20 protein-coding genes are annotated in these 23176 nt (G+C 61.4%); 11 read left to right on the top strand and 9 right to left on the bottom strand.

The features are described from left to right. Positions 1-32: 32 nt before the first annotated feature. From dnaJ to V9T28_RS20315, 5 genes are all read left to right on the top strand, one after another. Entirely contained in the window at positions 33-1178 is a 1146-nt protein-coding gene (dnaJ, locus tag V9T28_RS20335) for a molecular chaperone DnaJ (RefSeq protein ID WP_116401784.1), read from the top strand. Between the two features lie 67 nt (positions 1179-1245). Further along, positions 1246-3366, top strand: a complete 2121-nt coding sequence (locus V9T28_RS20330) for an acyltransferase family protein (RefSeq protein WP_158554846.1) — start codon at positions 1246-1248, stop codon at positions 3364-3366. A 125-nt stretch (positions 3367-3491) separates the two neighbouring features. Next, positions 3492-5462, top strand: coding sequence for a nucleoside-diphosphate sugar epimerase/dehydratase (locus V9T28_RS20325; protein WP_116401782.1), 1971 nt, complete (start codon positions 3492-3494; stop codon positions 5460-5462). A gap of 139 nt (positions 5463-5601) precedes the next feature. Next, the gene (locus tag V9T28_RS20320) at positions 5602-6612 is read left to right on the top strand and encodes a cupin-like domain-containing protein (RefSeq protein ID WP_116401781.1); all 1011 of its coding nucleotides are present in this window, start codon (positions 5602-5604) and stop codon (positions 6610-6612) included. A gap of 134 nt (positions 6613-6746) precedes the next feature. Beyond that, complete coding sequence (locus V9T28_RS20315) at positions 6747-7061, top strand: polysaccharide biosynthesis protein (protein ID WP_116401780.1); 315 nt, start codon at positions 6747-6749, stop codon at positions 7059-7061. On the opposite strand, the gene V9T28_RS20310 is transcribed toward V9T28_RS20315, so the two are convergent. After that, complete coding sequence (locus tag V9T28_RS20310) at positions 7030-7449, bottom strand: cupin domain-containing protein (protein ID WP_116401779.1); 420 nt, start codon at positions 7447-7449, stop codon at positions 7030-7032. The two genes, V9T28_RS20315 and V9T28_RS20310, sit on opposite strands and share 32 nt — an antisense overlap. Positions 7450-7509: 60 nt before the next feature. On the opposite strand from V9T28_RS20310, the gene V9T28_RS20305 reads away from it, so the two are divergent. After that, entirely contained in the window at positions 7510-8040 is a 531-nt protein-coding gene (locus V9T28_RS20305) for a MarR family winged helix-turn-helix transcriptional regulator (protein WP_199500192.1), read from the top strand. 341 nt (positions 8041-8381) lie between these two features. Here V9T28_RS20305 and V9T28_RS20300 read toward each other — a convergent pair whose 3' ends face one another. The 7 genes from V9T28_RS20300 to V9T28_RS20270 all read right to left on the bottom strand — a co-directional run bounded on the left by V9T28_RS20300 (position 8382) and on the right by V9T28_RS20270 (position 16388). Further along, positions 8382-9443 carry a glycosyl transferase gene (locus tag V9T28_RS20300; RefSeq protein ID WP_116401778.1) on the bottom strand — a complete coding sequence of 354 codons (1062 nt, stop codon included), beginning with the start codon at positions 9441-9443 and terminating at the stop codon, positions 8382-8384. A gap of 24 nt (positions 9444-9467) precedes the next feature. Beyond that, the gene (locus tag V9T28_RS20295; RefSeq protein WP_116401777.1) at positions 9468-10370 is read right to left on the bottom strand and encodes a sulfotransferase family protein; all 903 of its coding nucleotides are present in this window, start codon (positions 10368-10370) and stop codon (positions 9468-9470) included. Positions 10371-10626: 256 nt separating this feature from the next. Further along, positions 10627-10890 carry a hypothetical protein gene (locus V9T28_RS20290; protein WP_116401776.1) on the bottom strand — a complete coding sequence of 88 codons (264 nt, stop codon included), beginning with the start codon at positions 10888-10890 and terminating at the stop codon, positions 10627-10629. A 400-nt stretch (positions 10891-11290) separates the two neighbouring features. Beyond that, positions 11291-11587, bottom strand: a complete 297-nt coding sequence (locus V9T28_RS20285) for a spore coat protein (RefSeq protein ID WP_116401775.1) — start codon at positions 11585-11587, stop codon at positions 11291-11293. A 660-nt stretch (positions 11588-12247) separates the two neighbouring features. Then, entirely contained in the window at positions 12248-13813 is a 1566-nt protein-coding gene (locus V9T28_RS20280) for an HlyD family type I secretion periplasmic adaptor subunit (protein ID WP_116401774.1), read from the bottom strand. Beyond that, the gene (locus V9T28_RS20275) at positions 13810-15969 is read right to left on the bottom strand and encodes a type I secretion system permease/ATPase (RefSeq protein ID WP_116401773.1); all 2160 of its coding nucleotides are present in this window, start codon (positions 15967-15969) and stop codon (positions 13810-13812) included. Before V9T28_RS20275 ends, V9T28_RS20280 begins: the two co-directional genes overlap by 4 nt. Positions 15970-16139: 170 nt before the next feature. After that, positions 16140-16388: a hypothetical protein gene (locus tag V9T28_RS20270; RefSeq protein ID WP_147306476.1), complete on the bottom strand. Its 249-nt coding sequence runs from the start codon at positions 16386-16388 to the stop codon at positions 16140-16142. 244 nt (positions 16389-16632) lie between these two features. Between V9T28_RS20270 and V9T28_RS20265 the strand changes: the two genes are divergently transcribed. From V9T28_RS20265 to trmB, 5 genes are all read left to right on the top strand, one after another. Next, positions 16633-17490 (top strand): hypothetical protein, encoded by an 858-nt coding sequence (locus V9T28_RS20265; protein WP_116401771.1) that lies wholly within the window; start codon positions 16633-16635, stop codon positions 17488-17490. Between the two features lie 44 nt (positions 17491-17534). Then, positions 17535-18002 carry a YybH family protein gene (locus V9T28_RS20260; RefSeq protein WP_116401770.1) on the top strand — a complete coding sequence of 156 codons (468 nt, stop codon included), beginning with the start codon at positions 17535-17537 and terminating at the stop codon, positions 18000-18002. A 7-nt stretch (positions 18003-18009) separates the two neighbouring features. Continuing rightward, positions 18010-19719: an apolipoprotein N-acyltransferase gene (gene lnt, locus V9T28_RS20255; protein ID WP_245424159.1), complete on the top strand. Its 1710-nt coding sequence runs from the start codon at positions 18010-18012 to the stop codon at positions 19717-19719. Between the two features lie 120 nt (positions 19720-19839). After that, positions 19840-21045, top strand: a complete 1206-nt coding sequence (metK, locus tag V9T28_RS20250; protein WP_116401769.1) for a methionine adenosyltransferase — start codon at positions 19840-19842, stop codon at positions 21043-21045. A gap of 63 nt (positions 21046-21108) precedes the next feature. Then, positions 21109-21804 carry a tRNA (guanosine(46)-N7)-methyltransferase TrmB gene (trmB, locus tag V9T28_RS20245; RefSeq protein ID WP_116401768.1) on the top strand — a complete coding sequence of 232 codons (696 nt, stop codon included), beginning with the start codon at positions 21109-21111 and terminating at the stop codon, positions 21802-21804. 9 nt (positions 21805-21813) lie between these two features. Here the strand turns inward: trmB and V9T28_RS20240 are convergent, their stop codons facing one another. Then, on the bottom strand, positions 21814-22884 hold the full coding sequence (locus tag V9T28_RS20240; RefSeq protein WP_210210421.1) for a maleylacetate reductase: 1071 nt from the start codon (positions 22882-22884) through the stop codon (positions 21814-21816). Positions 22885-23176 lie beyond the last annotated feature (292 nt).

Raw genomic sequence — 23176 nt, 5'->3', positions numbered from 1 at the left:
TCTTCGCACTCAACTACGGATTCACGATTTAGATGGCGAAGCGCGATTTCTATGAAGTTCTCGGGGTCACCAAATCCGCGTCCGATGCGGACCTGAAATCCGCCTTTCGCAAATTGGCGATGAAATATCACCCCGACCGCAATCCGGGCGATCACACGGCGGAGGTGAAGTTCAAGGAAGTCAACGAGGCCTATCAGACCCTTTCGGACGCGCAGAAGCGCGCGGCTTACGACCGCTTCGGCCATGCGGCTTTCGAACAGGGCGGCATGGGCGGCGGCGCGCCCTTCGGCGATGGTTTCGCCTCGTCGTTCAGCGACATTTTCGACGATCTGTTCGGCGGCATGATGGGCGGTGGCGCCCGCGGCGGCCAGCGCCGCGACGGCCGAGAACGCGGTTCCGACATCCGCTACGACCTGGAAATCACCTTGGAAGAAGCCTTCAAGGGCAAGACCCAGACGATCAAAGTGGCGACCTCCATTGCCTGCGACGCCTGCCACGGCTCTGGCGCCAAACCCGGCTCGCGGCCCAAAACCTGTCCGACCTGCCAGGGCCATGGCCAGGTGCGGGCACAGCAGGGCTTCTTCGCGATCCAGCGTACCTGCCCGACATGCCATGGCCGCGGCGAGATCATCGACAATCCCTGCGCCTCCTGCTCCGGCATGGGCCGGGTGACGCGCGAGAATGCGATCACGATCAACATTCCCGCCGGCGTCGAGGACGGCATGCGCATCCGCCACACGGGCGAGGGCGAGGCGGGCTTGCGCGGCGGCCCGCCGGGCGATCTGTACATCTTCATTTCGATCAAGCCGCACCAATTCTTCCAGCGCGACGGTGCCGACCTTTATTGCGTCGCGCCGATCTCCATGGTCCAGGCGACCTTGGGTGCCGAATTCACCCTGCGCGCGGTCGATGGCACCCAAACGCGCGTGTCGATCCCCGAGGGCACCCAGACGGGTAAGCAGGTCAAGGTGCGGGGCAAGGGCATGCCGGTGCTGCGCACCCGCAATTTCGGCGACCTCTACGTGCATCTCAAGGTCGAGACGCCGCAAAACCTCACCCGCCGCCAGCGCGAGCTGCTGCAGGAGTTCCAGGCAGAATCCTCCAACAACACCCAGCCCGAGGCCGCGGGATTCTTCTCGCGGATGAAGGATTTTTTTGACGGGCTGAGCGGGCAGTAAGGGGGGCCCCGCGCGACAAACGACGGATATTTCTCTTCGAAATGCCAAATCGCGGAGGGGCGCGGCGTTGACCGGCAAAACCGAATACCATCGCCCGGACATTGATGGTCTGCGCGCGGTCGCCGTCATTCCAGTGATATTATATCATGCGCTGCCACGAGCCTTGCCCGGCGGGTTTATCGGCGTAGACATCTTTTTCGTCATTTCCGGCTTCCTGATCTCGCGCCACATTTTTCAGGAACTCGATGCCCGCGCGTTCAGTCTGGCCGGCTTCTATGGCCGACGGGTGCGCCGCATCTTTCCGGCGTTGATCGTCGTGCTGTTTGCCAGCCTGGCCTATGGCTTCGTTGTCATGTTGCCGAGTGAGCTGGCGCAACTGGGCAAAGATGCCCTTGGTGGCGCCGGCTTTCTGTCCAACATTCTGCTCTGGCAGGAATCAGGATATTTCGATCGTGTCGCGATTTTCAAACCGCTCTTGCACTTGTGGTCTTTGGGTGTCGAGGAGCAATTCTATATTTTTTGGCCGCTGTTTCTCATCATCATATCTAAGCTGAACAGAAATCGGTTTTATTCGATCGCCGCAATCACGGCCCTATCGTTTGTGGCGAATATATATTTCAGCCGTTGGAATATAACGGCAGACTTCTATTCGCCGTTCACGCGTCTGTGGGAGTTGGCCTGCGGCGGCATTGTGGCCTATCTCTCGCTGTATGCCACGGGCGGCCGCCCAGCGAATGTGCTGGCCGGAAGCGCGTGGATAGATGCTGCATATGCCGCCGCGCGTAAAGGGTATCCCGATCAAAAAAGCTTGGGCATCGCGCACGCGTCGAACGGCTTGGCGTCCGGACGTGATACGTCCCGCATCGGGGACGTGATGGGGTGGGTGGCGCTCGCCGTGATCGTCGCTGCCTGCGGCTTGATGAATCCGCGGATGACATTTCCGGGATGGTGGGCGGCGCTTCCGGTCGGCGCGGCCGCCGCGATCATTTATGCGGGCCCGTATGCCCTTGTGAACAGGACGATCCTGGCGCACCGCGTCGCAACCGCCATCGGTGTCATCAGCTATCCGCTTTATCTATGGCATTGGCCTCTCATTTCATTCGCCTATATGATTCGCGATGGGCGGCCGCTGAAGCCGCTCGCCGCGCTTGGCATCCTTGCCGTCAGCTTTGCGTTGTCGTGGCTGACGTATGTAGCAATCGAGAAGCGCTTTCGGTTTCGGATGAATCGGCGCATCAGCGCGATCATTCTCGTTGGGACGATGAGTGCGGCTGGAGTGGCCGGGGCGACGGTTTGGCTACAGGGCGGCTTCGCCGGGCGTTACGCGAACGACCAGCACCTGCAGATTTCGAAATTGAATGCCGCCGTCGAAGATGGTGTGTTCCAGTCGACAAAGGATATGACGCGGTCGCTGACCGGCGACATCGAGGTTTCGAAAATCGGCTCCGGTGCGAGCAAAGTGTTGTTCGTGGGGGATAGCGTCGTCTATCAATACGGGCCGCGCGTGCAGGAACTTTATGACGAGGGCCGGTTGGACAAGACGGTCTATTTTGTCGTCGGCCGGGCCTGCGCGCCCGTCCCGGATATCAAGAAGCCGCACCCTTTCGAGCACTGCCATAGGTTCCTCGAAATCCTCGACAAAGTCATGGCCGAAAATCATATCGATACGGTCGTACTGGGCTCGCTATGGGCTCTCGAAACTGACACGGGCGTATTGGTGCGCGATGGCAAGAAATATGTGCCGGTTAAGGGCGAGCGCGGCACAAGTCTGTTTTATGAGAAGCTCCGCGACGAAGTCACGGAGCTGATCAAACAAAAGCTCAAAGTGTATCTGATCCTTTCGCCGCCAACCTATCAGGGGTTCGATCCTCGGGAAATGGTTCGGCGGTCGCTCTTAGGGGTCAAGATCAACACGGATCTCATCGACGGCGCTAAGGTCTCGGAACTTCGGGAGTTTTCGGCAGACGCCAATAATCGGTTGGCGCAAATCGCCCGGGAAACCGGCGCCGTGACGCTCGATCCCCTGCCCGATATCTGCGGCGCCCAGAAGTCTTGTTCACCATTCTTCGACGAGGGCATCCCGAAATTTGCCGACAGCACCCATTTGCGGCCGTCATTCGTCGCCACGCACATCACGTTTCTGGATGATTTGCTGACGGACGGCGCGAAGCCCCTGGAACAAAAATAGGCGTGCTATTCTCGTTTTCGCTCGGCTAGGGTAGATACGGACATTCGCCCGGCGTATTTGCGGGGAAAGTTGTAGGGATTTTCCGGTACGATGGGATCGGAAGGTCTTTTGGGAAAGAGTTCGTCTTGGTCAGTGGCTTCAAAAATACCGCAAAACGGACGATCGTGATCGTCTATGACCTGCTCGCGACCGCCGCTGCGCTGGTCCTGGCCTTGTTCCTGCGGTTTCAAGGGGACGAATTCAGCAGCCGCCTCGCGGTACTCACCTTCATCTTGCCGGTTTTCGTGGTTTTTGCTGGCATCGTCTATAACCGGTCGGGGCTCTACCGCTCCAAATGGCGTTTTGCGTCTCTGCCAGACCTTTTCAATATCACGCGCGCCGCAACGATCCTGGCGGCGGCGCTTCTCGCGTCCGAATACGCGCTGCGCGCCCGCGATCTCATTCCCGACCTCACCTTTGGCGGACGGACGGCCTTCATCTACTGGATCCTGCAGATGTTCTTCCTCGGCGGGGCCCGGCTCGCCTACCGCTATTACCGCTATCACCAGTCGCGCCGCGCGTCTGATCGCGGCGAAGCGGCCAATGTGCTGGTGCTCGGGCGTACCACCGAAGCTGACGTTGTCTTGCGTGCGTTCGAAGGCATGCTCCGCCATCGCTATATCGCGCGCGGCATCCTCTCGCCGCAGGCGGGCGACATAGGCATTTCGATTCGCGGCGTCAGCGTTGTCGGCGGCTTTCGCGATCTCGAGCGGATCTTGACCGAGTTTCAGGACCGCGAGCAGGCCATCACGAAGCTGGTGTTCGCGCCGTCCGACAACACCGCCGATCTCGAACACGAGGCGCTCGTCTCCACTGCGCAGAAGCTTGGCATCGGTCTCGCGCGCATGCAGGCGCTCGATTCGGAAACGGACGGCGACAGTGCGTTCCGGCCGCTCGAAATCGAAGAGCTTCTATTCCGCCCGCCGGTCGAATCGAACAAGGAGGCGATCTCCGCTTTCTTGGCCGGCAAACGCGTCGCCGTCACGGGCGGCGGCGGCTCGATCGGCTCGGAGCTTTGCGCGCGCGTTGCAGCGTACGGCGCCGACGAACTGCTGATCATCGACAATTCGGAACCCGCGCTCTATGGCGTGACCGAAGCGCTGCACTTGCACAAGACCAAGACGATCATCAGTTCGGCGATCGCGGATGTGCGCGACGGCGATCGCATGCGCGCCCTGCTGCAAGGCTTCCAGCCCCATCTCGTTTTGCATGCGGCCGCGCTCAAACATGTGCCGATCCTGGAGCGCGACTGGGCCGAGGGCGTCAAGACCAACGTGTTCGGCTCGATCAATGTGGCCGATGCGGCGCAGAGCGTCGGCGCGAGCTTCGTGATGATCTCGACCGACAAGGCGGTCGACCCCGTCTCGGTGCTCGGCGCAACCAAGCGTTTCGCCGAAATCTATACGCAGCTCATCGATGCGGGGAACGCTGCGGCCCAGGGCCATTTGCGCCATATCGCCGTGCGCTTTGGCAATGTGCTGGGCTCGGTCGGGTCGGTGGTGCCGAAATTCAAGGCGCAGATCGAGCGCGGCGGCCCCGTGACCGTCACCCATCCCGACATGGTGCGTTATTTCATGACGGCGCGCGAAGCCTGCACGCTGGTGCTGAGCGCTGCGACCCATGCCGACGGCATGCCGTCATCGAATATCCAGCGCGCCTCGGTCTATGTGCTGAAGATGGGCGAGCCGGCGCGTATCGTCGATCTCGCCAGGCGGATGATCCGCCTCACCGGGCGCGAACCCGATCTCGACATCAAGATCGTCTTCACCGGCATTCGCGAAGGCGAGCGCCTCAATGAATATTTGTTCGCGGGGCAGGAGCGCACCATCGACATCGGCGTCGACGGCGTCATGGCGGCGCGCACCTCCTCCGCCGATCAAAGCCGCCTTCAGCGCTGGATCGCCACCTTGCAGGAGGCGGTCAAGACGAGCGACCGCGACGCGGCCGAGCGGGTCTTTGCCGAAGCGATCCCCGGCTATGCCGACCCGCGGGATACGCGCAGCGAAAGCGACAATGTGATCGTCGATCTGCCGGTCAAGCCAAGGGCCAGGACCTGAGTGCAACGGGCAGCGTTGCGCGCCCGGCTCATCCTTTTGTCCGTATCCTTTTGTATGAGAAACCCTTGCGGGAGTGGATCTAGCCATCATCAGAGCCCTGTAATACTCTGCCGACACATACCAGAGATTGGGTGCTTCCATGGCGGGCGCTATCGAAGTTGAACGCGAAGTGACGCGAGCGAAAGGCGAGGACGCCTTGATCGCCGCGAGGCGGGGCGAGTTCGCCGGCAAACTCAATGCCCAGCCCTTCGTGGTCAAGCATTCCCTGGTGGACCATCCCCTTTTCACGCTCGAGCGTCTGGCGCAGCTCGCCGATCTCGTACGGAGAGAACGGGGCGAGGGCAAGGTGCACTATCGCAAGGCCCTCACTGTCCCCCACACGGACGCGGCCTGGAACGGGCTGACCCACGTCTCTGACGTGGCCAGAATGATCCGCACGAGCGAGGAATCGGGTGCCTGGGTCATGATCGAGGACTCGGAGACCGACCCGGAATATAAAGCCCTTCTTCGCAAGGTCGTGGGTGACCTCTCCACCGCAGTCGGACGCGATATGTTGAAGGAAGCGGTTCACATCACCGGCTATATTTTCATCGGCTCGCCCAACTCGGTCACCAATTTTCATATCGATTCAGAGACGAACTTTCTCTGTATCGTGCGGGGCACCAAGAACTTCCATATGTTCGACGGCTCCGACCGCTCGCTGCTCAGCGAGCAGGAAATCGAGCAATTTTACTGGGGCGACCTGCATGCCTGCCGGCGAGACACCACAAAGGACAAACAGGAGCATCTCTTCCACCTTTCGCCGGGCGAATGTCTGCATGTGCCGGTCAATTTCCCGCATTGGGTCCACAATGGTCCGGCTTCATGTGTCGCGCTGAGTGTTCTGGTCTACCTGCCGGAGAATGTAGAGCGGGCCCATGCGTACCAGATGAACCACTTCCTGCGCATGCTGGGCGTCAGGCCAAGGCCTCTGGGGCATGACCTGCCGAGTGACCGGCGGCGTGGCTGGCTGTTCCGGACGTTGTCCAAGAAAAACCCTGATGAAAAGCGCGACATTGTCAACTCAGGTCTCCAGCGCTTCAAAGCCTCGATCAACGCGCCGACCACGCTGGTGAAACGGGCCGTGCAGGGTGTCCGCCGGCACGCTTGACCTAGATTGGCAAGCGTTAAGGCGACTCTAGCGCAGAGTGACTGTCTCAAAAGGTTGAGGGTCACGGCCAGGCAATAAGTTAGCTCCTCGCCAGGGCTGATGATCGACGCCGGAGACAGGCGGCTCAGGGCCATTTGCGGCATATCGCTGGGCGTTTCGGCAACGTGCCGGGCTCGGTCGGGGCGGCGGCGCCGAAATTCAAGGCGCAGATCGAGCGCGGCGACCCTGTGACTGTCACCCATCCCGATATGGTGCGTTATTTCATGACGGCGCGCGAAGCCTGCACGCTGGCGCTCAGCGCCGCGATCCATGCCGATGGCATGCCTTCGTCGAATACCCGACGCGCCTCGGTCTATGTGTCGAAGATGGACGAGCCGGCGCGCACCTCCTCCGCCGATCAAAGCTGCGTTGTGACACCTAAACGGGAACGAGCCCGTGGCGGAGCATGATCTCTTTGGCCTTGGCCAGGTCCGGCTTGCCGGGGACGTTGATGACCTCCGCCATCTCTTCGAAGTAGCGGCGCCCGATGGTGCCGGGGGTCAGCACCGCCAAGGTCCGGGACCTGCCCTCATGCAGATTCTCGTGATGATGCACGCTCCCGCGCGGGATGAACACGGCCTCACCGGGACTGAGGAGCTGCTTCCGGCCATCAACGGTCACCGTCATAACGCCTTCCAGTCCGTAGACGGTTTCGTCGGCCTCTTGATGGTAGTGAGGTACAGGCACACGAGCGCCCGGCGGAACAACGCACTCGAAGACCGTGGCTCCTTTCTCATTGACAAGGAAAGTCAATTCCAATTCGCCGATCCGAACAATGTTATCCGAATGCGCTTCCATTGCTCCACTCCCTGACGTAAAATGACTTTACGAAATATTTCGTAAAGTGGCTTTACTAACATGTCAACACCCAATTTACCCGCGGATCGTCAGGCCACCGGCAAGGTGCCGGGCCAACCGTTTTTCGGCGCTCTCCTGCGAATGACTTGGGAGCGCGTGCGCGACCATCTGTCCCGCGCTATCCACGATGCCGGCTTCAGCGACTTGCAGGAAGCGCACTTTCCCGTGTTCACCTACCCGGTGCCGGACGGTATCCGGCCGTCAGAATTGGCGCGCCAAAAGCGAATGTCGCGGCAGGCCATGAACTACCTGATCGTCCAACTCGAGGAGCTTGGCTATATCGAGCGGCGCGCCCCCGAAGACGGCGATCGGCGCCTGATCTATCTAAGTGCACGCGGGAAGCAGGTTGTCGATGTGATCTTGGCCTGCATGCGCCGGTTGCACACGGAATGGGCGCACGACATCGGCGACGAGCGCTTCAACGACTTCGTCGACGTGTTGAGGCAGCTGTCCGCCCGGGCACAGAATGAGCACGCAAAAACCCCAGGCTCGTCGCAAGGAGCACTGCCGACTGACGACGGCCCGCCCTGACAATAGTCAGCGCGTGGACAGCACGGCTGTGTCGGCTTCCTCCCGCTTGTCGGGGGCTGTCTTAATGGTCGCCACGATGGCAAATTTGCCCGGCTGTTGTTCCTCTCCCATCTCAAGATCATAGGGGAGCTTAATCGGCCGAAAAAAGCGCATACATTCACGCCGATTCGTCACCCAAACGGACGTCCGGGTCGGGCACCAAACATCAGGTTTTCACCGCCAGCGCATTTTGCGTTCTTTCAGAACCGCAAAATTGCTCTACGCCTTTGTTTTATCGCATTTTCGCTGCGCGGACCCTGGATCGTTAATTGAAAAGTCGAACAACTCTCCTGGAAAATGTTTTAAGCTAGCCCACCCGAAAAAGACCCGAGCGTCCAGCCCGTTAGGGCGGCGCCGCAGAGAAGCAGGAGCGCCGCAACCGTCGCGTCCGCATAGATCGTGCCGATCGCCAGCGCCGCCAGGATGGCGTTCAGCCCGAAGACCCAGGCCGCGACGCGGGCGGCGCTCCATCCCTTCATCGCTGCCTGCTGATAGAAATGCTCGCGGTGCGCCTCCCAGACTTTGGCGCCGCGCACCAGCCGCCGCAACAGCGTGATCGTGCTGTCGGCAAGATGGTAGAGGCACAACAGCAGCGCCGCCGCGAGATGGCCTTGCACTGCCAAGAGGACGAGAAGGGTGCCGACGATCAGGCCGATCGCCAGGCTGCCGGCGTCGCCCAGGAAGAGCCGCGCGACCGGCCAGTTGAAGGGCGCGAAGCCGAGAAGTCCGCCCAGCAGCGCCGCGGCCATCATGCCGGGGACGGGGGGGAAATCGAGTGTGCCGGTCAGAACGAGCAGGCCGGCGAGCGCCGGCACGAAGCCGGCGGCCGTCATCAAATCCATCCCGTCCATGAAATTGGTCAGGTTGACGAACCACACCAATCCGACGAGGAGAATCGTGCGCTCGAGCCAGATCGGCACGAAGCCGGGGAGGGCCTGGGCGCCGGCGGGCAGAACCGTCAGGGCCGCTGCGGCGATGAGAAATTGCAACGCGAGCCGGAGAAACGGGCTGAGCGGCCGGATATCGTCAAAGGCGCCGAGGGCGCATGCGGCTGCCGCCGCGGCAGCAAGGGTCGCCACCTGGCGAGCCCCGAAACTCTGCGGCATGGGCATCAGCCCGATGAAGACGGCGGCCGCCAACCCGCCGATGACGGCAAAGGCGAGAACAATGGCGATACCGCCGCCTTGCGGGGTCGGCGTCCGATGCAGGCCGCGCGCGCTTGGCCGGGCCAAAGCATAGCGTTGCAGCAGCGGCCGCAGGGCAAGGATCAGCCCATAGGTTGCGGCCGCGGCGAGGATCACGATCATGCACAGGAGACCTGCCACGATGAGCGTGATCTGATCGAGCAGGGAGGGTGCGATCATGCGGCGCGCATCCGGCCGGCGAAATCAAACGCCGGCCGGCGGTCCCATGCCGCGCATCATCTGACGCGGACCGCCCGGCGGCATGATCGGCTGCTTCAGGTTCGCGGGCAGGAGGATGGCCGCCTTGCGCGCCTGGGCCGCTGGGCGGCGCCAGAAATTGCGCCCCGAGAACCGTTCGACCAAATCGGGCGGGAGAATCGTCGGGCGCTCGGAATATTGCACCTTCTTGGCCACCCGGTGCAGTCCGGGCACGCCAATCTCCTTGTCGAATTCCTCGTTCGCCTCGAATTCGACATTGTCGAAATCATGCTCGAACTCTGGCAGCCCCAGCTTCTCGTAAAGGAAAGTCATGGCACGCTTCGGATCGCGGGTCAGTGCCTCGTAGTCGATCACGATCAGGCGGTCGGCAAAATCGCCGAAAAGGGCTTCCTGGGTCGCGTTCCAGGCGTAGCCCACGGTGCCGTGCGGATTGCCCAGCGCATTGACCCGCGTATAAATGGTCGCGGCATCCCGCGGCTTGAACATCTTCGAAATGATGAGCGGGCTTTTCGCCTGGATGCGCTCGAACGAATCCATGATCCACGCGAGTTCGCGCACGCAGACGATCACTTTGGATTGCGGAAATAGATGCGCGACCAGCGGCATCTGGCTGCACCACAAGCGGTTGGTGTCGAACACCAGCTTGGTCGGGTGGGTGGCCTTGTAATAGATGTCGAAAATGCCGCGCAGGATATCCTCGCGCTGCGCGTCGTCCATCATCACCGCGAAGCCGCCCGGCGCAGCCATGCCATGGTGCAACCGCTGGAACAAGGAGCCGACCGGGCTCGACATGGTCGCGTGAAATTTTGGGTTCTGCCGCAAAATGGCTGACAGCAACGTCGATCCGGACCGTGGCAGGCCGGAAATGAAATGCAGACCGTTATCCATCTGTTTTGAACCCTCGCAGAATGTCTTCAAGCGCTGTCGCTATTGACATATTCTTACATGTTTTTCGACCCCGGGAGGGGAAGATCCTGTTGCGCTTGCGGTCTATGCGCCTTTTCAACCGAAAAGCGGCCCCGCAAGGCCCATAAAATAGAGCACATCCATATTGATGGATGTGCTCTCGAGCATCTTGCGAAAGGTGCGGGTATCGGCCCGTTTCGCGAGTCCCCGGCGCGTCGGCCGTGAACATGCGCGACGATTAGTGCACCACTACGTACGCACCGTTGTAATAATAGGCCGGAGCCGCGTAGGCATATACAGCCGGTGCATAGCCGTAATAAATGACCGGAGCCGTGTAGATATAAACGGCGGGGGCATAGCCGTAATAGACGATGGGGCCGCCGTAGACATAATAGCCCGGGCCATACGAATAGTAGACTACTGGACCGTAGTAAAAATAAGGGCCGGGGCCGAAATAATATCCGGGGCCATACCCGTAATATTGTACCGTTACATAGGCCATCAGACTCTCCCTTGTCGCTGCGCTCCCACGCGGCCATCCTCAAGGAATCGCAAGGCTAGAGCAGCTTCTCGCCAAACTCAAGTGCGCATGGCGCTGTGATCAGGCGGAACCTTAAACCTTTAATCCGTCAAAATTTTGGTGAAAGCGGGTTGGGGAAATATCCTGGGGACTCTTGCAGCACCCCATGCAATCCGAGGCGGTTGTTTTTGATACTTTGGATTTGTACCGATGAGGCCGGATCGGCTGCGACGGCGTGGGCCGAATTCTTGGATGATCGGGCACAAGACTGAAAGTGGGTCGCAAACCATTGTCACTTTGTGTTCGCTCGACCATAAGGCGGTGCGCCCAAAACAAAAGGCCCTCCCCACATGCGTGGGGAGGGCCTTTTGAAGCGTCTCACTTAGTGGACGGTGTAGTAAGCGTAGCTGGGCCCAGTATAGCCGACGTAGCCGGTGCCAGTATAGCCGACATAGCCGGTGCCAACATAGCCGACGTAGCCGGTACCAACATAGCCAACGTAGCCGGTGCCAACATAGCCGACGTAGCCGGTACCAACATAGCCAACGTAGCCGGTGCCAACATAGCCGACGTAGCCGGTGCCAACATAGCCAACATAGCCAACATAGCCGGTGCCAACATAGCCGGTGTAGCCAGCATAAACAGGCGCGCTATAGCCGTAATAAGTCGTGTAGGCCATTTATCTCTCCATTGCCTCGTTCCGATTTCCGAATGGTGGTATTGTCTTAACATCACGTTAAAACTCTACCTTCGCAAACCCCTGTTCCAGACACTTATATCTCACTGCCGTTCATTCATGCATCGGGTAGACCCACTTATACTGCGGAACCCATCCGAATTATCACGTAAGCAATGCAGATATCTTGCTGTTCCCTAACAATCCCACCTAAACAAGCGATTTGCCCAGATGCCACTATTTCAAGTTATCATGAGCACCGCTCTTTAAGTCAAGCTCACTGTTCCATGAAATAACGGTCAAAAATGTGTGTTAAATCACATTTCGGGTCATTATCGCCCGCCGTTCCTGTACCTAAGCTGAACGAGCAATCAAAAACGGCGACAAATTGTAACGACTCGGGGCAATTTGTGTCGTTCGACGGGGCCGCCGGCGTGCACCACCGACGGTCCCGACGAGGATCTATGTGTCAAAATAACGACATAAAATCAGTGCTTTAGCCGATTGCATCACAGCTGCGGCCGGCGCTGCCCTCGTTTGTGGGCGATCAAAATGGGTCGTGACGTCCTTTTGCGCCCGTTCGCCAGGACCACCCAAGTGTGGACTTTTAACCACTATGCGCAAAATTCTGCGGGCGCTTTATTACTAATTTTTCATGATTACTTATCGTTCATGTGCCGCCGTCGCCAGAACATCCGCGACCGGCGACAAAATGTAGCTCAGCGCCCGGCGGCTTTCCGTCTTGATGTCGACCGTGACGGTCAGGCCGGACGACAATTGTACCGGTTTGCCGTCGATCGAGACGGACGTCCGATCGGGGTGAATAATCACCGGAAAGACGAGGTCCTGATTGTTCTGCGCCGCGGTCGTGATCGACAGGTCGCCGCTGGCTGACGGCGGCAGGGACGGGTTGTTCTGCTGGTTCTGTGCCTGCTTGCCGGGAATCGCGTCATTGGCGACTTTCACCACTTTTCCCGAAATCGTGCCATAGCGGGTGTAGGGGAACGTATCGACCTTGATGATCGCATTCTGTCCGGCCCGCACGAAACCGGCATCGGTGTTGAGAATATAGGCCTCGATTTCGAGCGGCGCGTCGGTGGGCACGACCTGCATCAGTTGCGCGCCGGTATTGACCACCTGCCCGACAGTGGTGACGGCCGAGGCCTCGACCGTGCCGTCGATGGGCGCGCGCAGGGTCTGGTTCTTGACCGTCTCCTGCGCCTTGATCAGGTCTTGCTCGGTCGAGTCTTCCTGGCGCTGGGCGGTCGTCAGGGCATCGACATTGGTGGAAATGAAGCCTTCGCGCGTCTGCACGATCTGCGCGTCGAGCACGGGGATCGCGGCCTCGGCGTCGGCGAGACTGCCCTCCAGCGCGGTCAGCGCCGACTGGGTTTGCAGGAGCGTCTGCTGCTGGTCGAGATAGGTGGCGCGGCTTGCCCAGCCTTTCTGCCATAAGGTCTCGAACATTTTCGTGCGTTCGGTGATCACGTCGAGCTGCTGCTGCGAGACTTTGATATTGGCGGCATATTTGTCGCGCGTCGAAACCTTAACCGTCCGCTGCGCCTGGAGATTGTCAAGCGTGGCGGACAATTCGGTCAGCGCCGCGGTGAGATTCTTTTGCTCCCGGTCCTTGATCGCCTGCGGAATGTCGCCGGTCCACTGGATTTGTGTCTGCGTGTCGATCGGAGTCGCGCGGCCGGCCGTCATCGCGGCTTGCCGGCGCTGGACCTGTGCGCGCAAATCGGCGAGGCTGGTGGCGATCGACGCTTCGCTCGCCAAAGCCTGGGTCGGATCGAGCTGCACGAGCGGATCCCCCTCCTTAACCTTATCGCCATCGTGGAAGTAAATCTGCTGCACTTGCCCGGATACGAGCGGCTGCACGACCTTGGTCCGCCCCAGCGCCTGGAGCTTGCCGGGCGCCGTCGCATAGACATCGATATGCCCGAAATAGGACCATGCCAGCAAGGCGGTGAACATCGCGCAAAAGACATAGATGAAGGCGACCCGCGCCGGCGACACGGGCGTCTCGATCATCGCGAGGGCGGCCGGCAGGAATTCGCGGTCACCCTCGTCGCGATCGGGCTGGTGCGGCGTGTGCAGGACCAAGAGATTCGGACGCGCGGGCTTTTTCGGACCTTTGCCCTGGCCGCCGGCGGGGACAAGGCTCAAACCCTGGGGAGGCCGCCCTGCCGGGTCCTGGCGCTGCGGTTGATTGGGTTGCTGTGTCATCCGTTCGCCTGCTCCGACTGAATGGCCCAGAGCCGCGCATAAAGGCCGCCTTGCTTCGTGAGCAGACCGGAATGCGTGCCGACTTCCTGCACTTCGCCATCGAGAACGCCGATGATCCGGTCGCAATCCTTAACCGCCGCCAGGCGATGGGCAATGATGATCACTGTCCTGTCCCGCGCAATCTCCTGCATATTCGCGCGGATCGCACGCTCGCTCTCATAGTCGAGCGCGCTCGTGGCTTCGTCGAAGATCAGGATTCGCGGATTGGTCGCCAGGGCGCGTGCGATGGCGATCCGCTGCCGCTGTCCGCCCGACAAATTCGCGCCGCGTTCCTCAATCTTTGTGTCATAGCCTTGTGGCAATTTATTGATGAATTCGTCGGCGCCCGCGAGCCTGGCCACGTGGACCACTTCGCCGCGGGTCATGCTGGGCTTGGCGAGCGCGATATTTTCGTGCACGGACTGGTTGAACAGGAAGTTCTCCTGCAGCACCACGCCGAGCTGGCGCCGCAGCCACGCCGTATCGATCTGGCTCAGATCGACCCCGTCCAGCAGGATCTGGCCTTGGGTGGGCTCGTACAAGCGCTGCAGCAGCTTGGTCAGCGTCGATTTGCCTGAACCGCTCGGTCCAACCACGCCGACGACTTCGCCCGCCGCGATTCTCAGCGAGATCGACTTGAGCGCGTCCGGTAATTCGGGCCGGTAGCGGAAGCGCACGTTGCGCAATTCGATCGCGCCGCGCAGGGGCGGCAGCTCGGTCAGGCCCGGCTCCAGCTGTTCGGAGGGCGCGTTGAAAATGTCGCCGAGATGCTCGATCGACACCTGCACTTCCTGGAAATCCTGCCACAATTGCGCGACGCGCAGGATCGGCTGGGTCACGCGGTTGGCGATCATCACATAGGCGATCAATGCGCCGATCGTCATGGAGCCGGAAATCGCCTGCTGGACGCCGAAATAGAGGATCAGCGCGGTCGACAATTTGGTCACGAATTCGGTCGACCCTTGCGCGATTGCGCCGAGCAGCGACGTTTCGAAGCTGGTTCGGATATAGCTCGAGAGCCGCTCCTCCCATTTGCGCTGGAACATCGGCTCCACCGCGGAGGCCTTCAGCGTCTGGACGCCGACGATGCTCTCGACCAGCAATTGCTGGGAATTCGCCCATTTGCGGAATTTGTCTTTGGTCTTGCGGCGGAATGCCGGCCGGATCACCGCGCCGATGAAAATATACAGCGGCCATGTGGCAAGAACGATGAAGGTCAGCGACTGCGAATACAGGAAGAGAACGGCGATATAGAGCAGGACGAAGGTGAGATCGATCACCGAGGGCAAGCTCTTGCCGGTGAGGAAGCGGCGCACGTTCTCGATCTCGCGCGCCCTTGTGACGATGACGCCGGCTGCGCGGGTCTCGAAGAAGGAGATCGGCAGGCTCAACAGATGTTCGAACAGGCGCGCGCCGAGCTCCACGTCGATCCGGTTCGACGTGTGGTTGAGCACGTAGGTGCGCATGTATTTGAGGGCGGCCTCGAAGATCGACAGTAACAGCAGCGCCGTGATCACCAGCAGCAGCGTCGAGTAGCTCTTGTAGACGAGAACCTTGTCGATCACGAGCTGGAATGTCAGCGGCAGGCCGAGGCCGATGAGCTGGATGAAGAACGACGCCACCAGGACATGGCTGATCGGCTGCCAGTAGCGCCGGACCGGGATCATGAACCAGGCTAGGCCGAATTTGAAGCTCTCCGAGGCGATCTGCGATGGCTTCGTGACGAGAACGACATCGCCGGCCATGCGCTGCAGCAGATCCGGGAGCGATACTTGCTCCTCTTTCTGGCTCATCGGATGATAGAGGCGATATTTGCCGAGCGCGGTCTCGATGCCGAAAATGGCCCATGTCCCGCTCTTCATCTGCACCATGGCGGGCACCGGCAAATTGCGCAGGCGCTGCAGCGAGGGTTTGCGCACCAGTCTTGCTTTCAGGCCGATTTTCCGCGCGACGACGACGAGGTCCTCGCTGGTCACCGCCTCGCCGTTGACCGCGATCCTGTGGCGCAATTCGGCAGGCGTGGTTTTGATGCCGTGATGGCTCGCAACTTGAGCCAACGCCAGCAAGCCGCCTCCGGGAGGTTTCGCCGCGCGGACGTTTTCGTTGATATTGCTCATAGATGCGCTTTTCTTAGGTCACAGCCAAAATATAACGTTTGCAGGCGCAAACAAAAAGGGCCTCCAGGCCCACCAAAAGCCGACCAAACCTTGAACCTGCGCCCAAAGTCTTGCAAGCAAATTCAATCAAATGACGCTGCTGCGGGAGGTGCGCTGGCGCACTTTGCAGCTTAGCTGAAGGGGCGAAATTGCGTTTGGCCGGGCGCCGGCCCACGATTTTGCGTGAGGCTCACTTCGTGGCCGAGCGCGCGTTCCACCGTGTCGATGAATTGCTGCAGGCCCATGAAATGGCCGATGGTTTCGTGCCGGGTCTCGGTGTCGGCAAAGCTGTCGCTCAGCAGGTCCTGGACAAGGTTCCGGCGCTCGACGACCAGGCGATCCCGCAATTGTGTGAGCGCGTCGAAATGCTCATCTGCCATCAACTCGATCCCTTCACGCTTGACGTGTGACATGTCGCCTGTGGCTTAAAGGACTTTCCGACACGAGGCAAGATTCGCCATTCCCGACGGGCACGGGCGTGATCAGGCGCCGCAAAACCGCCGTTTTTCTGCCAAAGGGATAGAATTGACCGTTGTCGCGGCTTCTCCTGCCTCGCGTTGCGTTTGCCGGCCGAACGTATTACCGGACAGAGTAGACGCCGCAAATATATTAGGTTTGAGTCCCATGGCTTCGTACCGTTTTACGCTTTCTTCCATTCTTGCCGGGATTGCCGCGGCCGCACTGGCGGCGCCAGCGCTGGCCGCGTCCTTTCCCCGGGTCGAGGTCCCGATCAGCCAGACGCAATTGCCGGATGGCAATATCCGCTATTCGGTGCCGGTCAGTTTCGGCGGCGACACGGCGGTCATGGCCATGGTCGATACCGGCTCGATCGGATTGCGCGTCCTCACCAAGGCTTTTTCTGCTTCTGCGCCGCAGGCCGAGGATACGGGTGTCGTCCGGTCCTATCCTTTCGGTTCGGGCGTCGTCCTGCGCGGCTCGCTGGTGCGCACGGTGGTCGCGGTCGGTGACGCCGCGACCGCGCAGCCGATCGTCGTGCAGAATGTCCAGGAAGTGACCTGCGGCCCGGAGCGGCCGAATTGTCCCGCCTCCAAAATGGATGCCGACAGCTATGGCATCGGCGGCGACGGTATCCCCAACCAGGGTTTTCAGGCGATTTTGGGTGTGTCCATTCACAAGCCGCGCATCCCGCTCGCCGCCGGCAATCCGCTCAGCGATTTGGGTGACTCCTGGATCGTCGAACTGCCGCTGCCCGGCGACAGCAGTCCCGGACGCTTGATCATCAACCCGACCGCGGCCGAGCGCAAAGGCTACAAGATGAGCTCGGTTCCGAAACCGCAGGTCGATCCCGCGACGGGCGGCATCAGTCCGGACACCGTCAACAAATTCTCGGTGTGCCCGAAGCGCTCGCATTGCGAGACGGTCAAATTGGATACGGGGGCGCCCGACAGTCTGCAGGTGTTCTACACCTATTCCGTCTTGTACGATCAGGCACACAATGCGATCGGCGTGAAGTCGCGTTAAATCTAAAGCGCATCGTTCTTAAAGACCGCAAATCGGGGGTATGGATGAATACGGAAGCCGACCTAACCGCGGCGATTCAGGCGCTTGTCGGCGACCTGAGCGCGGCGTTGAACAACCATGATGTCGCCGCGTTCACAGCGCTGTTTTCGGAGAGCGGGTTTCTGCTGGCGCCCAGCAAGCCGGTGATCAAAGGGCATGCCGATATCGCCACCTTGTGGGACAATACGCTGAAGAACATCCAGGCTTTCGAATTCACCGTCTTCAACGTCAAAGCCTTTGGGGCGGACCATGCCCGCGCGGTCGGGCGGCTCACGCTGCGCTCCGGCGGGCAGCAGCAGATGATCGTCAGCAAATATCTGCTGGCAGCCGAAAAGGGCGATCAGGCTTGGAAAATCGAAAGCTTCATCTGGAATCGCGTGCAGACGCAGGGCGGGCGCCAAGCCGGCCAGGGTCAACAGACGGATCAACACGTCGATGGACCGTCGCGCATCGGTGACCTCTATTCGAACTGAGCGGCCCATGTCGCGGCCCGCGGACATCATGCCGGCCGCAAGGTCGCCCATCGCGCCGGACAGGCCGGCCATCCCCGTGCCGCTGCGCCGCCTTTTGCTCGGTGCAGCGCCCGCTTGGCGGCGGTTTCTTTTTGCCTTCGCGAGCGGCGCGAGCGGCGCGCTCGCCATGGCGCCGGTGAATTTCTTTCCGATCATGATCGTCGCCCTCGGTGCCGCCGTCTGGCTGATCGATGGCGCCGTGGACGAAAACCCTGCGTTCTCGGGGCCGGCGCTGCGCCGGGTTGCGGTGCTCGGGTGGTTCTGGGGTTTTGGCTATTTCGTCGCCGGGCTGTGGTGGCTGGGGGCGGCGTTTCTGGTCGATGCGGCGCAATGGGCCTGGGCGTTGCCGCTCGGCGTCGTCGGACTGCCGGCGGTTCTAGCGTTCTTTCCCGCTTTGGGCTTCGTGCTGGCGCGGCTCCTGTGGTCGCGAACGCCGGCGCGCATCCTCGCGCTCAGTGCGGGCCTCGGCACGACGGAATATCTGCGCGGCCATATCCTGACCGGCTTTCCATGGAACCTCCTCGGCATGGCCTTGTGCGGGCGGGACGATTTGAGCCAGTTCGCCAGTATCGTGGGCATCGACGGGATGACTTTCCTCGCCATTGCGATTTTCGCCGCGCCGGCGACATGGACCGATCGCGGCAGCGTTCGGGGCCGGCTCAAGCTTCCGACAGTCTTCGCCGCCTTCGCGCTCCTGGGCTTGGGGCTTTTCGGTTTTGTGCGTCTGCCCGACGGGCCGGCCGCAACCGTGCCGAATGTCCGCCTCGGCCTCATCCAGCCCAACCTCACCGACGACGATTATTTCCGCCCCGAGAATGCGGGCGAGATCATCGACAATTACCTTGCCCTGTCGCAGAAGACCTTCGAGGCGCCAGCGAATGCCCCATCCTTCACGCCGGCGACCCATGTGATCTGGCCCGAATCCGCCTTTCCCTTGATTCTGTCGCGCAACCCCGAGGCGCTGCAGCAGATCGATTCCGGCCTGCCGGACGACATGCCGCTGATCACGGGGGCGGCGCGGCAGGGCGAAAAATTGCCGGGGGCGCAATATCCGCAATATTTCAATGCGCTGCAGGTGGTGCGGAACGGCGAGATCGTCGATTCGTACGATAAGGTGCATCTCGTGCCGTTCGGCGAATACCTGCCGGCGGATTTTCTGCTGCGCGCGATCGGCCTGACGCAATTCGTGCATCAGATCGGCGGTTTCAGCGCCGGGCAGGAGCGTCATCTGCTGCACGCGCCCGGCCTACCGCCGATTGCGCCGCTGATCTGCTACGAGGCGATTTTCTCCGGCGCGGTCATGCCGCAGGGAGAGGTCGGCGAGCGCCCAGGCCTGTTCCTGAATGTCTCGAACGATTCCTGGTTCGGCCGCACTTGGGGGCCGTATCAGCACCTGGCGCAGGCGCGGCTGCGCAGCGTCGAGGAGGGAATACCGCTGGTGCGTGTCGCCAATACCGGCGTTTCGGCCGTGGCCGACGCCTATGGCCGCATTCTCGCCCAGTCGAAGCTTGGCGAGGAAGCGGCCCTCAATGTGGCGCTGCCGACCGCCCTTCCGCGCACCCCGTTCTCGCGCCAGGGCCCCGTGTTCATCGCCCTGATCTGGCTGGTCGCCTTGGCCGGCGCGGTGATCGGGGTCCTCGCGCGCCGGGCGGGAAATGCGGCGCAAAGCGTTCTCTAAAAAGAACGCTTTTCGCGAAATTGCTTGACGAAACGAACGCGCCCTGGCAGAACGGCGCGCTTGCCCGCTGTCGCGCTGATGCCGGGCCTGCATGACGAATGAAAGCCGGAGTCCTTAGCCTTGGCGCGCCAGAATTACCTTTTTACCAGCGAATCCGTGTCTGAAGGTCATCCCGACAAGGTTTGCGACCGCATTTCCGACGAAGTGGTGGATCTGTTCTTCAAAGAAGCGATCAAGGCGGGCATGGACCCGGCCCAGGTGCGCGTCGCCTGCGAGACCATGGCGACGACCAACCGCGTCGTGATCGCCGGCGAGGTCCGCACCTCGCTCGATGAAAAGACGCTGAAAAGCAAGGTGAAATCCGCTGCCCGCCGGGCGATCAAGGCGATCGGCTACGAGCAGGACGGCTTCCACTGGAAGAAAGCGAAGATCGACGTGCTCCTGCACGCCCAGTCGGCCGATATCGCGCAAGGCGTCGATTCCAACGGCAACAAAGACGAGGGCGCAGGCGACCAGGGCATCATGTTCGGCTATGCCTGCCGCGAAACGCCGGAGCTGATGCCGGCGCCGATCTATTATTCGCACAAGATCCTGGAAGTCCTGACCAAGGCCCGTCATGCCAAGGAAGGCGAGGCGGCCAAACTCGGCCCCGACGCCAAGAGCCAGGTTACGATCAAATATGAAAACGGCAAGCCGGTGGGCGTCACCCAGATCGTGCTGTCCACCCAGCATCTCGATGACAGCCTGACCTCGGATGATGTGCGCAGGATCGTCGAGCCCTATATCCGTGCGACCCTGCCCGAAGGCTGGATCACCGACGAGACCGCCTGGCACGTCAATCCGACCGGCAAATTCGTGATCGGCGGTCCGGACGGCGATGCAGGCCTCACCGGCCGCAAGATCATCGTCGATACTTACGGCGGCGCGGCGCCCCACGGCGGCGGCGCATTCTCGGGCAAGGACCCGACCAAGGTCGACCGTTCGGCGGCCTATGCGGCGCGCTACCTCGCCAAGAATGTCGTGGCGGCCAAGCTCGCGGACCGCTGCACCATTCAATTGTCCTACGCTATCGGCGTCGCCAAGCCGCTGTCGATCTATGTCGACACGCACGGCACCGGCAAGGTGGACGAAGCCAAGCTCGAACAGGCGCTGATGCAGGCGATGGACCTGTCGCCGCGCGGCATCCGCAACCATCTGGCGCTGAACCGTCCGATCTATGCGCGCACCTCGTCCTACGGCCATTTCGGCCGCAAGCACATGCGCGACGGCGGCTTCTCGTGGGAGAAGACCGACCTCGCCGATCAGATCAAGGCGCTCTGCGCTTAAATGGACGTGAACGGACCGCGGCGGCGTGACGCCGTGGTCTGTCGCTTTTGCTGAGCCGTATTCGTGTCCGAAGAGCCTTCCGCCCCGCTTCGTTCGACCCTGCACGGGCGCCGCAAGGGCAAGCCGTTGCGGCGGCATCAGACGCAACTGATGGCGGACTTGCTGCCGCAGGTCGCCGTGCCCGTCGCGGCGCCGATCGCCGATCCGGCCACGCTGTTTCCCCCTCACGTCACCGACCTGTGGCTTGAAATCGGCTTTGGCGGCGGCGAGCATCTGGGGCTCGAGGCGGCGCGTCATCCGCACACCGGCTTCTTCGGCTGCGAGCCTTTCGTCAACGGCGTCGCCAAGGCGCTGGCGTTGATCGAGGAGCACGATCTCGACAATATCCGCCTGCATCCGGGCGATGCCGGGGAGCTCATCGACGCGCTGCCCGACGCTTCGCTCAGTGGAATCTACATCCTCTATCCCGACCCCTGGCCGAAACGCCGCCAGCGCAAGCGCCGGTTCGTCTCCGACGATATGCTGCGCCGTCTCGCGCGGGTGCTGAAGCCGGGCTGCGAATTGCGCTTTGCCACCGATATCGACGATTACGCCGGCTGGGTTTTGGCGCGCATCCAGCGGTCGGCGGATTTCGTGTGGCTGGCCCAAAGCGCGCAGGATTGGCTGCAGCCCTGGCCGCATTGGCAATCCACCCGCTACGAGGAAAAGGCCCGCCGCGAGGGCAGGGCGTCGGCTTACCTGACGTTTGTGCGGCGGTAAGACCCCGTTCTATTCTTCGAACGGCCAAGGCGGCGGTTCGCCGGCCAGCGCGCTGTCCAGAAGCGCGCGGATGGTGCTGCGGCGCAAGGGACGCGGGTTGAGGATCGGATTGGCGACCACCAGTTCGGCCGCCCGTTCGATCTGGTCGCGCTTGAACCCGATCGCCGCAAGCGATGGCGGCAGTGTCAAGCGCCGCGTGAAATCGTACATGCCTTTTGCTGCGTTTTTTGTGCCGAGATTTTCGGCAATGCGCCGCATGGCGTCGGGTGCCGCCGCCGCATTATAGCCGATCGTATAGGGCAGCATCACGGCATGGGTGTTGAAGTGCGACAGGCGAAACGACCCGCCGAGGATCTCGCATAATCTGTGATGCAATCCCGTGCTCGCGGTATTGAGACAGGAACCGCATAGCCAAGCCCCGTGCATGGCGCGGGCGCGGGCGCGCATGTCGAGCGGATCGGCATGAATCGCAGGCAGCGTCTTTGCGAAGATGCGAATGCCTTCTTCCGCCATCAGCGTGACGGCAGGCGTCCTGTCCGGGGCGTAAAGGGCTTCGACCGCATGGGCCATACCGATCAGGCCGCTCGCCAAGACGGCGCCCGTATGGATCACCAGCGTCAGGCTGACATCGTAAAGAATGACGTCCGGCAACACGGCGAGCGTATAGACCTGCGTCTTCAGCCCGCTCACCGTTTCATTGAGGATCGCGGTGACTTCGGCGCCACTGAAGCTCATCGGCAAGGCGATCTGATGCAGGTGGGTCCGCAGCGCGAGCGCCTTGCTGAGTCCGACGGCCGTGCTGCCGCCAAGAGCAACCAGGCAATCGGCATTTTGCCGCCTGACATAGACGGCGGCCCTGTCGGTCACCGCAACGGGCGTATGCGATTCCGCCTCGGCGAAAACCCCAGCGCACAGGCTCCCGATCTGAGCCGCGAGCTCCTGCGCCAATTTGTCGAATTCGGCGACGGTCACGATGACCGCCCGCGCGCAGCCGAGCTGTTTGATTTCGTCGGCGAGGATGCCTTTGGCGTCCGCGTCGAAAACCACACGCACCGGCCGTGGGCGGGGAGCCGGGCTCATCAGCGTGAAATATGCGCGACCACCAGACCTTGCACGAAGAGGCATGAAGGGGTGTCGCTATCGCTCGCCGGGACCCTGATGCGCCGCTCTTGCGCGTCGATCATCCGCTGTGCACCCATCGCCTCTCCCTCTAAAAGTCGCCGCATGGCCGCGTGGGGCTCGCCAGCGGAAGCCGCAACGCAAAACGCTGCAAACGACACTCAACTGGGCAGCAATGCATTTACAAGGTTGGTGGGTCCGATGAGATCAGTTTTCGGGCGCCGGCCGCGCTCCCCCGCGCTGCACCGGCCAC

Source organism: Methylovirgula sp. 4M-Z18 (genome assembly GCF_037890675.1).
Taxonomy (GTDB): domain Bacteria; phylum Pseudomonadota; class Alphaproteobacteria; order Rhizobiales; family Beijerinckiaceae; genus 4M-Z18.
Note: the sequence above shows the minus strand (reverse complement) of the source record. Positions and strands in the feature narration are given on the sequence as shown.